General features: G+C 73.3%; 14 protein-coding genes and 2 tRNA genes. 1 reads left to right on the top strand and 15 read right to left on the bottom strand.

Features of this window, described 5'->3' with window-relative positions:
* Positions 1-21 precede the first annotated feature (21 nt).
* From ABD158_RS10725 to ABD158_RS10675, 11 genes are all read right to left on the bottom strand, one after another.
* Positions 22-94 (bottom strand) — tRNA-Lys (locus tag ABD158_RS10725).
* Between the two features lie 62 nt (positions 95-156).
* On the bottom strand, positions 157-1,992 hold the full coding sequence (locus ABD158_RS10720) for a glycoside hydrolase family 15 protein (protein ID WP_344006938.1): 1,836 nt from the start codon (positions 1,990-1,992) through the stop codon (positions 157-159).
* Positions 1,989-3,428 carry a glucose-6-phosphate dehydrogenase gene (gene zwf, locus ABD158_RS10715; RefSeq protein ID WP_344006936.1) on the bottom strand — a complete coding sequence of 480 codons (1,440 nt, stop codon included), beginning with the start codon at positions 3,426-3,428 and terminating at the stop codon, positions 1,989-1,991. Before zwf ends, ABD158_RS10720 begins: the two co-directional genes overlap by 4 nt.
* Before the next feature lie 24 nt (positions 3,429-3,452).
* Positions 3,453-4,217: a DUF427 domain-containing protein gene (locus ABD158_RS10710; protein WP_344006934.1), complete on the bottom strand. Its 765-nt coding sequence runs from the start codon at positions 4,215-4,217 to the stop codon at positions 3,453-3,455.
* Positions 4,218-4,255: 38 nt separating this feature from the next.
* Entirely contained in the window at positions 4,256-4,987 is a 732-nt protein-coding gene (locus tag ABD158_RS10705; protein ID WP_344006931.1) for a dienelactone hydrolase family protein, read from the bottom strand.
* Between the two features lie 24 nt (positions 4,988-5,011).
* Positions 5,012-5,338: a GroES family chaperonin gene (locus ABD158_RS10700; protein ID WP_425573180.1), complete on the bottom strand. Its 327-nt coding sequence runs from the start codon at positions 5,336-5,338 to the stop codon at positions 5,012-5,014.
* A gap of 46 nt (positions 5,339-5,384) precedes the next feature.
* On the bottom strand, positions 5,385-5,633 hold the full coding sequence (locus ABD158_RS10695) for a DUF3618 domain-containing protein (protein ID WP_344006929.1): 249 nt from the start codon (positions 5,631-5,633) through the stop codon (positions 5,385-5,387).
* 63 nt (positions 5,634-5,696) lie between these two features.
* Complete coding sequence (locus tag ABD158_RS10690) at positions 5,697-6,458, bottom strand: energy-coupling factor ABC transporter ATP-binding protein (protein WP_344006927.1); 762 nt, start codon at positions 6,456-6,458, stop codon at positions 5,697-5,699.
* Positions 6,455-7,123 (bottom strand): cobalt ECF transporter T component CbiQ, encoded by a 669-nt coding sequence (gene cbiQ, locus ABD158_RS10685; protein ID WP_344006925.1) that lies wholly within the window; start codon positions 7,121-7,123, stop codon positions 6,455-6,457. Before cbiQ ends, ABD158_RS10690 begins: the two co-directional genes overlap by 4 nt.
* Positions 7,120-7,452: a PDGLE domain-containing protein gene (locus ABD158_RS10680; protein WP_344006923.1), complete on the bottom strand. Its 333-nt coding sequence runs from the start codon at positions 7,450-7,452 to the stop codon at positions 7,120-7,122. Before ABD158_RS10680 ends, cbiQ begins: the two co-directional genes overlap by 4 nt.
* A complete protein-coding gene (locus tag ABD158_RS10675) occupies positions 7,449-8,156 on the bottom strand; it encodes an energy-coupling factor ABC transporter permease (protein WP_344006921.1) in 708 nt (235 codons plus the stop codon). Before ABD158_RS10675 ends, ABD158_RS10680 begins: the two co-directional genes overlap by 4 nt.
* A gap of 60 nt (positions 8,157-8,216) precedes the next feature.
* Between ABD158_RS10675 and bcp the strand changes: the two genes are divergently transcribed.
* The gene (gene bcp / locus ABD158_RS10670; protein WP_344006919.1) at positions 8,217-8,687 is read left to right on the top strand and encodes a thioredoxin-dependent thiol peroxidase; all 471 of its coding nucleotides are present in this window, start codon (positions 8,217-8,219) and stop codon (positions 8,685-8,687) included.
* Positions 8,688-8,709: 22 nt separating this feature from the next.
* Here the strand turns inward: bcp and ABD158_RS10665 are convergent.
* The 4 genes from ABD158_RS10665 to rph form a co-directional block, all read right to left on the bottom strand.
* Positions 8,710-8,790: transfer RNA gene (locus ABD158_RS10665), tRNA-Leu, on the bottom strand.
* A gap of 12 nt (positions 8,791-8,802) precedes the next feature.
* Positions 8,803-9,204, bottom strand: coding sequence for a pyridoxamine 5'-phosphate oxidase family protein (locus ABD158_RS10660; protein ID WP_344006917.1), 402 nt, complete (start codon positions 9,202-9,204; stop codon positions 8,803-8,805).
* A gap of 61 nt (positions 9,205-9,265) precedes the next feature.
* Positions 9,266-9,892, bottom strand: a complete 627-nt coding sequence (locus tag ABD158_RS10655; RefSeq protein ID WP_344006915.1) for a non-canonical purine NTP pyrophosphatase — start codon at positions 9,890-9,892, stop codon at positions 9,266-9,268.
* Entirely contained in the window at positions 9,889-10,632 is a 744-nt protein-coding gene (gene rph, locus ABD158_RS10650) for a ribonuclease PH (protein ID WP_344006913.1), read from the bottom strand. Before rph ends, ABD158_RS10655 begins: the two co-directional genes overlap by 4 nt.
* Positions 10,633-10,644: the final 12 nt, after the last annotated feature.

The raw sequence follows: 10,644 nt of genomic DNA, 5'->3' as shown, positions 1-10,644 counted from the left end.
CGGGCCCGTCGACGCGACGTGTACGCCATGTAGGACTTGAACCTACAACCCGCTGATTAAGAGTCAGCTGCTCTACCAATTGAGCTAATGGCGCCCGGCTGATGAGCCGTCGAGAACTCTAACAGTCGGGCGCCACCGCGCAGAAATCAGCCCCGGTCACCCGAGCTGGTGGTCCAGGTTGATCGCGGCGCTGATCAGCGACAGGTGCGTGAACGCCTGCGGGAAGTTGCCCAGCTGCTCACCGGTGAGCCCGATCTGCTCGGCGTAGAGCCCGAGGTGGTTGGCGTAGGTGAACATCTTCTCCAGCGCCAGCCGGGCCTCGTCGAGCCGGCCCACCCGGGTCAGCGCCTCGACGTACCAGAACGAGCACAGCGAGAAGGTGCCCTCCTCGCCCTCGAGCCCGTCGGTGGCGTGGTCCAGGTCGTAGCGGAAGACCAGGCTGTCGGAGACGAGCCGCTCCTCCACCACCCTCAGCGTCGAGAGGAAGCGCGGGTCGCTCGGCGCGCAGAACTTCACCATCGGCATCAGCAGCACGCCGGCGTCGAGCACGTCGGAGCCCTCGTACTGCATGTAGGCCCCGATGTCGGGGTCCCAGCTCTCCGTCTGGATCCGGTGGTAGATCTCGTCGCGCACCCGCGACCACTCCGGCACGTCACCGGGCAGGCCCCGCTGCCGTGCGACCCGGATCATCCGCTCGATGGCCACCCACGCCATCAGGCGCGAGGTCGTGTGCGGCTTCGGGTCGTCGCGGATCTCCCACATGCCCGCGTCGTCGTCGTCCCAGTGCTCCATCAGCCACTGCACGATGACCAGCAGGTCGCTCCAGGCGTCGTGGCTGATGCCGGGCCCGTACTTGTTGAACAGGTAGACGGAGTCGATCAGCTCGCCGTAGATGTCCAGCTGCAGCTGGTCCACCGCGGCGTTGCCGACGCGCACCGGGCGCGAGTCCCGGTAGCCCGACAGGTGGTCCAGCTCGTGCTCGGTCACCGGGACCTCGCCGTCGATGGTGTAGAGCACCCGCAGGGGCCCCAGCTCCTCGCTGCCCGCCCCGCGCTCACCGAGGCGCTCGGAGAGCCACTCGACGAATGCCCCCGCCTCGTCGGTGAAGCCCAGGCGCAGCAGCGCGTAGAGGCTGAACGCCGCGTCGCGCATCCACACGTAGCGGTAGTCCCAGTTGCGACCCCCGCCGATCTCCTCGGGCAGGCTGCACGTCGGCGCCGCGATGATCGCGCCGGTCGGCTCGTGGGTGAGCAGCTTGAGCGTCAGCGCCGAGCGGTCGACCATCTCCCGCCACCGCCCCGTGTAGGACGACTGCGAGAGCCAGGCGCGCCAGAACGCCGCCGTGCGGTCGAACAGCTCGTCGACCTCGTGGTCGGCGCTGCCGCGCATCTCCTCGCCCGGGGCGAGGACCTCGAGCACGAACAGCGCGGACTCCCCCGGGTCGAGGGCGACGTCGGCGACGACGTCGCGCCCGGAGACCTCGAGGTCGACCGACGCGCTCAGCCCGAGCGCGAGGTCGCCGTCGACGACCCGGACGCCGGTGTCGTGCTGCTCGGGCACCACCTCGGAGCGGGCGTAGTCGGGGCGGGCGGACATCCGCATCCGCATCCGCACCGAGCCCCGGACCGCGACCACCCGTCGTACGACGCGCTGGCGGTGCTCCGCGTCGTGCGAGGCGAGCACGGGCATGAAGTCGTGGACCTCGGCGACGCCCTCGTCGGTGAGGAACCGGGTGACGAGGATGTTGGAGTCCGGGAAGTAGTACTGCTGGGTGGTGGGCGTGCCCTCGGCCGGCGCGAGCCGCCACTGCCCGCCCTGCTCGGGGTCGAGGATCGACCCGAACACGCTGGGCGAGTCGAAGCGGGGCGCGCAGAACCAGTCGATCGTGCCCTCGGTGTCCACGAGCGCGCAGGAGCGCATGTCACCGATCAGGCCGTGCCCCTCGATCGGGGTCCACGGCCGGTCGTTGCCGACCGTCGTCCGGGGACTCACCGCAGGTGCCAGGCCCCACGGGGCAGGTCGACCGCGGCCTGCGGACCCCAGGAGCCCACCGCGTACGGCTGCACCTCGGGCCGGTTGTCGAGCACCGGCTGGCACACCTGCCAGAGCCGGTCCACCTCGTCGGAGCGGGTGAACAGCGTCTGGTCGCCGCGGAGCACGTCGAGCAGCAGACGCTCGTACGCCTCGAGCGGCCGGTCGTCGGGCATCGCGTCGGCGAAGTCGAGACGCAGCGTCGCGTCGGCCAGCTCCATCGCCGGGCCCGGTCGCTTGGCCCGGATCTCGACGCTGACCTCGGGCTCGTCGGTGAGCTCCAGCACCAGCTCGTTGCACCCGGCGGCGGGGCCGCCGTTGGCGGAGCCGTCGTCGAAGATGCTCGACTCCGGCGTGCGGAAGCGCAGCGTGATGGTGCGGCGCGTCTGGGCGAGCCCCTTGCCGGTGCGCAGGTAGAACGGCACGTCGCGCCAGCGGTGGGAGTCGATGTAGGCCTCAAGCGCGACGAAGGTCTCGACGTCGGACTCGGGGTCGACGTCCTCCTCGTCGCGGTAGCCCTCGTACTGGCCGAAGACGACCCGCTCCGGGTCGAGCGGCCGCAGCCGGGAGAAGACGGCCGACTTGGCGTCGCGCAGCCTGGTCTCCTCGAAGGCACCCGGGTCCTCGAGGGCGACGAAGCCGAGCAGCTGGCACAGGTGGGTCGAGATCATGTCGCGCAGGCAGCCGGTGGACTCGTAGAAGCTCCCGCGGCCCTCCATCTTCAGGGTCTCCGGCACGTCGATCTGGACCGACTCGATGCTGTGGGCGTTCCAGGCGGGCTCGAACAGGCCGTTGGCGAAGCGGAGCGCGAGGATGTTCTGCACCGCCTCCTTGCCGATGAAGTGGTCGATGCGGAAGACCTGGTCCTCGTCGACGACCTCCTTCAGCGACGCGTCGAGGTCGCGGGAGGACTGCAGGTCGAGGCCGAACGGCTTCTCGACGACCAGGCGCGCCCGCTCGGTGAGCCCCTCGCGGCCGAGCATCGCGATCATCCCGTCCATCGCCGCGGGCGGCACGGACAGGTAGACCAGGCGCTTGGTCTCGCCGTGACCGTCGTCGGAGAACCTGTCCTCCGCGCGACGCACCGCCTCGGCGAGGTCGGAGCCGTCGTCGGCGTTGGAGGTCTGGAAGCTGATGCGCCCGAGCAGCTGCTCGAGGACCTCGGGGTCGAGCTCGTCGACGGACTCGGTCAGGCCCTCACGGACCTGCTCGCGGAACTCGTCGTCGGTGCCGGGCGAGTGGCGCCCGGAGCCGATCACGACGTACTCCTCCGGCAGCCGGCCGGCGGACGCGAGCTTGTAGAGACCGGGGAAGAGCTTGCGCTTGGCGAGGTCGCCGGTGGCGCCGAAGAGGAGGAGGACGTGGGGCGGCGGAGTGGTGCTCTCCTGATGAGCCATGCCCCATTGCTACCGCATCGACCCTCACGCCTCGACGTGGATGTCCACCGTCGCGTCGTCGAAGCACAGGTGGGAGGCGATCGGGGCGACCTCGGTGCACGGGTCCTCGTAGGACCAGGCGACGTCGTCGACCCCCGCGGCGGCCCAGTACGACGCGACGCCCTTGTAGGGGCACGCGGTGCGGGTGGTCGTCGGCGCGAGGCCGACCCGCACGTCCTCCCGGGGCACGTACCAACGCAGGGGGAAGCCCGTCTCGTTGACCGCGACGGCCCGCCGGGTGTCGGCGAGCACCTCGCCGTCGAGGCCGACCCGCACGCGGCGCCGGCTCGGGAGCGCATCCACGCGGTGGAACGGGTCGCGCGGGTGCGCGACGACCTGCTCGTCCTCGTGCCACCACCCGTCGAGGGCGTCGAAGTCCAGCAGGACCAGCCCCGCGAGGTCGGGATCGGCGGGCCGGAACGCCGCCTGCTCGGCCCGGAGCTTGCCGAGCACCACGTCGAGCACCTCACCCGTGGTGGTGTGGGCGGCGAAGCCGACGTCGGGGCCCAGGGACCCCTCGGCGGGCGGGGGGACGGGCCGGCCGACGGTGGGCTCGAGCGCGACCGTGGCGAGGTCGGCCTCGGGCACGGCGTACTGGCACAGGACGCGGCGCGGCTCCCAGACCAGGTGCGCACCGGTCGTGTCGAGCACCGTGAGCCCGGCCCACTCCGCGCGCACCCGGACGCCGGTGGGCTGGTGGCGCAGCGTGGCGCGCGCCTCGGCGAGGACGTGGCTGATCTTCGTGGCCATGACCCGACGCTAGCCCCGGGGTCCGCGGACGTCGCCCGTCAGGACCGCAGGCGCTCGTCGAGGAAGTCGAGCACCGCGTCGACGCCCTCCTGCTGCCGGTGCAGGGTCAGGGTCGCGTGCCGGCGGCCGGGGAACTCGACGGCGACGAACCGCTCGCCGAGCTCGGTGCGCAGCGTGTCGAACCGGCGGCCCACGGCCGGGTCGTCGGCGTACCGCAGCCCGAGGACGGGACAGCCCGCCGCGGCCCTGCGGCGCACGATCGCGAGGTCCTCGTCGCTGAGCCCGACGTCCGCGGAGCGGCGGCGCCCGACCGGGAACGGCGTGCTCGGCTGCGCCAGCACCGGCGCCACCACGGCGTCGTCGAGCATCATCGCGAGCGCGTAGCCGCCGGTGAAGCACATGCCGAGGGCCCCCACGCCCGGGCCGCCGAGCTCGGCGTGGAGCTCACGGGCCAGCGAGCGCAGCCAGCCGGTCACCGGCGCGGTGGTCCCGGTGGCCAGCTTGACGAACTCGCCGTTGACGCAGACCTGGCGCAGCGCCCGGGCCACGTGGCCCGGACCCGCGCCCCGGCCGGGGGTGCCGAACAGGTGGGGCAGCACGACCGTGAAGCCACGCTCGACGACCTCGTCGGCGAACGCGACGACCTCGGGCGTGAGGCCGGGGATCTCGTGGATCACCACGACCCCCGGGCCCGTGCCCCGCCGGTAGGTGTCGCGGGTCGTCCCGTCGGCGGTGTGCCGGCCCTGCTGCCAGCCCTCGAGCGCGCTCATGTGGCCATGGTGGACCGCGCCGCGTCAGAGGTACAGGCCGGTGGCGGAGTCGCCGAGACGGTCGGCGGCGACGCCGTGGACGTCGCGCTCGCGCATCACGACGTAGGTCTCGCCGTGGATCTCGACCTCGGCCTTGTCCTCGGGGTCGTACAGCACGCGGTCGCCGGCCTCGACGCTGCGCGCGTGCGGCCCGACGGCGACCACCCGCGACCACGCCAGACGGCGCGCCCCGCCGAGGGCGGCGGTGGCCGGGATGACGATGCCCCCGGCCGAGGTGCGCTCCCCCGCGTCGGCGTCCTGCTCGACCAGCAGCCGGTCGTGCAGCATCTCGATGGGGGTCTTGTCGGTCACGGCGCTCGGGGCTCGGGTCGGGGCTCGGGTCGGGGCTCGGGGCCGGTCAGCGGGTGACGGCGCGGACGACCGCGAAGAACCCGACCACCGCGACGACGCCGCCGACGACCTTGAGGATGTTGTCGGTGCGCGGCTCCCCGGTGGCGGGGTCCACGAAGTAGGCCTTGACGCTCGACACCTCGCGCTGCGCGATGGTCTTGGGGTGCGCACGGTAGAGGAGCTGGTCGATGTTCGACGCCAGACGCTCGCGGGTGGACTCGATCTCGCTCTCGAGACCGGACAGCTCCTTGCTCACGTGCACACCTCTCGCGACGACCACTGGACCTGCGGGGGCTTGCGGCAGGTGGGGCGCACGCTATCAACTCCCCTGCGGGCCCCGCGCCGTACGGCGGGGGTCGAAGCCCACGGGCAGCTCGAGGCGGTGCGCCGCCAGCAGCGCGCCGTCGGCCAGGACGTCCGGCGTGGCCCCGTCGGCGACCACGACACCGCCGTCGAGCACGACCGAGCGCTCGCAGAGCTCGAGGGCGTACGGCAGGTCGTGCGTCACCATCAGCACCGTCACGTCGAGGGAGCGGAGCACGTCGGCCAGCTCGCGGCGCGAGGCCGGGTCGAGGTTGGACGACGGCTCGTCGAGCACCAGCACGTCGGGGCGCATCGCCAGCACGGTCGCCACCGCCACCCGCCGGCGCTGGCCGAACGACAGGTGGTGCGGGGTGCGGTCGACGACGTCGGACATGCCCACCGCGGCGAGGGCCTCGGCGACACGGGCGTCCAGCTCTGCCCCCCGCAGCCCGAGGTTGCGAGGCCCGAACTCCACGTCGGCGCGCACGGTGCCCATGAAGAGCTGGTCGTCGGGGTCCTGGAAGACCACGCCGACCCGGCGGCGGACCTCGGCGACGTGGCGTCCCTCGACCGGCAGCCCGCTGACCCGGACGCTGCCCGCACCCGGCGCCAGGATGCCGTTGAGGTGCAGCACGAGGGTGGTCTTGCCCGCGCCGTTGGGGCCGAGCAGCGCCACGCGCTCGCCGACCTCGACGCGGAGGTCCACGCCGTACAGGGCCTGGTGGCCGTCCGGGTAGGCGTGGGCGAGGCCCCGGACGTCGAGGACGGGCTCGCTCACGCGGACCGCTCGGTGGTGTGGCCGCGGGCGAGCATCGCCAGGTGCACGCGCTCGCCCCGCTCGTAGGAGCGGATGAACAGGGCCCCGAGGGACCGGGCGAGGACCGGCCAGTGGCGGGGACGTCGGGGGTCGAACCCGCGGGCGCGCATGGCGACCATCATGCGTCCCGACTCCCCGGTGACGACCTCCAGGTAGCGCAGCATGAAGCCGGTGATCTGCACCAGCAGGTCCGGCACCCGCAGCCGGCGCAGTCCGTCGACGAGCTCGGGACCGGTCGTGGTGGCGGCGACGGTGAGGCTCGCGACGACGCCGATCGTGGCCTTGGCCAGGAACGCCCCGGCCGCGACCAGCCCCGGCTCCGAGAGGGAGAGCCCCAGGACGTCGGTGCGGGGGCCGGTCGCCACGAACGGCACGAGCAGCGCGAACACGACGAACGGCGTCTCGACCAGCATCCGGGGCAGCAGGTGGCGCAGCGGGACGCCGGAGACCGCGACCACCACCACGACCACGGCGGCCGGGACCGCGTGCCAGGCGAGCGCGTCGCGCGGCACGGCGACGACGGCGAGCATGAACACGACCAGGCCCGCGAGCTTGAGGTGGGCGGGGGTGCGGTGCAGCGGTCCGTGCCCGTGGTGGTGCCAGAGGTGGCCGTGGGCGGCGCTCACCGCTGGCGGCGACGCACGGCCAGGGCGATGCCGGTCATCACGAGCAGCACCACCAGGCAGCCGACCACGCCGGCGGTGGCCCCGGAGAGCCAGGAGTTCTCGACGCCCTCGGTCTGGTAGTCCGACAGCGGGCTGCTCGAGGTCGCGCTGTCCTCGGAGGCGTCGAGGAAGCCGGTGGACTCCGCGACGAACTCCAGCCCGTCGGGGTGGGCGCTCGCGAAGTAGCTGACGACCGCTGCGACCAGGAGCGTCACGACGAGCCCGACGACCCACACGACCCGGCCGCTCGGCCGGGAGCGCTGGCGCGGCTCCTGCGTCGGGGCGCTCATGCGGCCGCGCCGCGCGAGACCGGGCCGGCGGGACGGATCTCGAGCTCGCGGGTCGGCAGCACCCGGCGCGCGCCGTACACGAGGTCGGGCCGGACGGCGACGACCGCGCCGACGGCGATGCCGGTGACGACCGCCTCGCCGATGCCGATCAGGGTGTGCCAGCCGACCATGGCGGTCGCGACGGCGCTCACGCTCACCGGCACCGTGCCGCCGATCGCGAACAGGGCCGTGAAGACGAGCGAGGCGACCGGCACGCTCACGAGCGCCCCGATCGCGGCGGCGGGCGCGATCGACGCCGGGCGCTTGGGGAGCACCATCGCCACGCCGCGGAAGACCAGCCACCCGACGACCACCCCGGTGATGCCCAGGAGGACGACGTTGGTGCCGAGCGCGGTGATCCCGCCGTCGGCCATCAGCAGCGCCTGCACGCCGAGCACGACCGACACGCACAGCACGCCGGTCCACGGGCCCACCAGGACCGCGGCGAGCGCCCCGCCCATGAGGTGACCGCTGGTGCCGGCACCGACGGGGAAGTTCACCATCTGGGCGGCGAAGACGAAGGTGGCGACCAGGCCCGCCATGGGGGCGGTACGGTCGTCGAGCTCGCGGCGGGCGCCGCGCAGCGCGAGCGCGATGCCGCCGGCGGCGATGACCCCGGTCGCGACCGAGGTGGGGGCGTCGAGGAATCCGTCAGGGACGTGCATACGCTCGACAGTAGTTGTTGCCCACGATTCGCAATACCCCCCGTACGGACAGGAGCCCCTGTGAGCGACCGCCTCTCCCCCGGTGACACCGCCCCCGACTTCACGCTGCCCGACGACACGGGCGCCGAGGTGACGCTGTCGGAGCTGCGGGGCCGCACGGTGATCGTGTACTTCTACCCCGCCGCCATGACCCCCGGCTGCACGAAGCAGGCCTGCGACTTCAGCGACTCGCTGGACTCGCTGCGGTCCGCCGGCTACGAGGTCCTCGGGGTCTCGCCCGACGCCCCCGACAAGCTCGCCAGGTTCCGCGAGCGCGACGGCCTCGGCATCACGCTGCTGTCCGACCCCGACAAGCAGGTGCTCCGCGCGTGGGGCGCCTTCGGCGAGAAGAAGCTGTACGGCAAGGTCGTCGAGGGCGTGATCCGGTCGACGGTGGTCGTCGACGAGGAGGGCACCGTCACGCTCGCGCAGTACAACGTCAAGGCCACCGGGCACGTCGCCAAGCTGCGCCGGGACCTCGGGCTCGACTGACGCCGACGACGGCCACCCGCGGTGCCGGAGGCGGGACTCGAACCCGCACGCCCTGGGGCACAGGTACCTAAAACCTGCGTGTCTGCCGTTCCACCACTCCGGCCCAGCCGGGATCCTACGAGCCGGTCAGGACGCGCTCGACGCGCACCACGAGCACGCAGGTGCCCCAGCGGTCCTCCACCCCGAAGCGCGCCGCGTAGAGCTCCCGGGCACGACGCAGGTCGTCGGGGTCCTCCGAGACGTGGGCGGGTCCCTCGAGGGTCGCCCAGTCGGCGTCCGGCGTGTGCTCGGCGATGCTGGCCCGACCGGAGCGGCGCACGGCGCGCGCCTTGACGGTGCCGGGGGTGGTCAGCACCAGCAGGCGCGCGGCCGGGTCGCGCTCGTCGAGCATCGACTTGACTGGCGTCAGGTGGGGTGTCCCGTCGGCGCGGACCACGCCGAGCGTCGCCACCCGCGGCTCCGCCCAGAGGGCGCGCACGCGCGGTGACAGGGTCACGGGGACGACGTCGACGCTCATGACCGGGACGCTAGGACTTCGACCTCGGTCGAGGTCAAACCGGCGCGAGCCTCCCGGGCGGTCAGGAGCCGAGGGCCGCGGCGAGGATCGGGGCCATGGCGCGCAGGGCCCGGCCGCGGTGGCTGATGGCGTCCTTGTCGGCGACGTCGAGCTCGGCGGTGGTGAGCCCGGGGCGGTCGTCGGCGGTGAACAGCACGTCGTAGCCGAAGCCGCCGGAGCCGCGGACCTCGCGCTCCACCCGGCCCGCCATGCGCCCCTCGACGACCTGCTCCACGGGCGCGGTCACCGGGCCGTGGACCAGCGCGACGGCGCAGGCGAAGTGGCCGCCGCGCCGCGGGTCGGGCACCTCGACGAGCTGGTCGAGCAGGAGCCGGTTGTTGCGGGCGTCGTCCTTGGGCGGGCCGCTCCAGCGCGCGGACAGCACGCCGGGCATGCCGTTCAGGGCGTCGACGCACAGGCCCGAGTCGTCGGCCAGGGAGGGCCACCCCGTCAGGGCGTGGGCGGCGCGGGCCTTGATCAGCGCGTTCTCGACGAACGTCGCACCGTCCTCGACGGGCTCGGTCCAGGCGTCCGGGTCGGGCAGGTCGGCGAGCCCGAGGACCTCGACGCCGGGCACCAGGGGCGCCACGATCCGCCGCAGCTCGGCGAGCTTCTTCGCGTTGCCGGAGGCCAGCAGGACGCGGCTCATCGGCCGGCCGGCTCCCCCGCCAGCGCCTCGCGCTGCAGGCGCGTCAGGTCGGCGCAGCCCTTCTCGGCGAGCGCCAGCAGCGCGTCCAGCTCGGCGCGCGAGAACGACGCGCCCTCCGCGGTGCCCTGGACCTCGACGAAACCGCCGTCGCCGGTCATCACCACGTTCATGTCGGTGTCGGCGCGCACGTCCTCGGTGTACGGCAGGTCCAGGCGGGGCACGCCGTCGATGATGCCGACGCTGATCGCGGCGACCGAGCCGGTCAGCGGCTCGCCGGTCAGCGCCCCCGTCGAGCGGAGGTGGGAGACCGCGTCGGCGAGCGCGACGTACGCGCCGGTGATCGCGGCCGTGCGGGTGCCGCCGTCGGCCTGCAGCACGTCGCAGTCGAGCTGGATCGTGTTCTCGCCGAGGGCCCGGTAGTCGACGACGGCGCGCAGGCTGCGGCCGATCAGGCGGGAGATCTCGTGGGTGCGGCCGCCGATGCGGCCCTTGACCGACTCGCGGTCGCTGCGGGTGTTGGTGGCGGCGGGCAGCATCGCGTACTCCGCCGTCACCCAGCCCAGCCCCGACCCCTTGCGCCAGCGGGGCACGCCCTCGGAGGCCGACGCGGCGCACAGCACCCTTGTCCGGCCGAACTCGACGAGCACCGACCCGGCCGCGTGGTCCAGCCACCCGCGGGTGATCCGGACGTCGCGCAGCTGGTCGTCGGCACGTCCGTCGTCTCGCGTGGAGGAAGTCATGGCGAGACCCTA

Origin of the sequence: Nocardioides lentus (assembly GCF_039529515.1) — a bacterium.
GTDB classification, from domain to species: domain Bacteria; phylum Actinomycetota; class Actinomycetes; order Propionibacteriales; family Nocardioidaceae; genus Nocardioides; species Nocardioides lentus.
The sequence above is the reverse complement of the archived record's forward strand: the minus strand, read 5'-3'. Positions and strand labels throughout refer to the sequence as shown.

Excerpts from the sequence above, each read along its gene's own strand:
- ABD158_RS10675 (WP_344006921.1), bottom strand. The coding sequence starts at position 8,156 with ATGCACGTCCCTGACGGATTCCTCGACGCCCCCACCTCGGTCGCGACC.
- zwf (WP_344006936.1), bottom strand. The coding sequence starts at position 3,428 with ATGGCTCATCAGGAGAGCACCACTCCGCCGCCCCACGTCCTCCTCCTC.
- ABD158_RS10655 (WP_344006915.1), bottom strand. The coding sequence starts at position 9,892 with ATGAGCCGCGTCCTGCTGGCCTCCGGCAACGCGAAGAAGCTCGCCGAG.
- rph (WP_344006913.1), bottom strand. The coding sequence starts at position 10,632 with ATGACTTCCTCCACGCGAGACGACGGACGTGCCGACGACCAGCTGCGC.
- ABD158_RS10710 (WP_344006934.1), bottom strand. The coding sequence starts at position 4,217 with ATGGCCACGAAGATCAGCCACGTCCTCGCCGAGGCGCGCGCCACGCTG.
- ABD158_RS10705 (WP_344006931.1), bottom strand. The coding sequence starts at position 4,987 with ATGAGCGCGCTCGAGGGCTGGCAGCAGGGCCGGCACACCGCCGACGGG.
- ABD158_RS10680 (WP_344006923.1), bottom strand. The coding sequence starts at position 7,452 with ATGAGCGCCCCGACGCAGGAGCCGCGCCAGCGCTCCCGGCCGAGCGGC.
- ABD158_RS10660 (WP_344006917.1), bottom strand. The coding sequence starts at position 9,204 with ATGAGCGTCGACGTCGTCCCCGTGACCCTGTCACCGCGCGTGCGCGCC.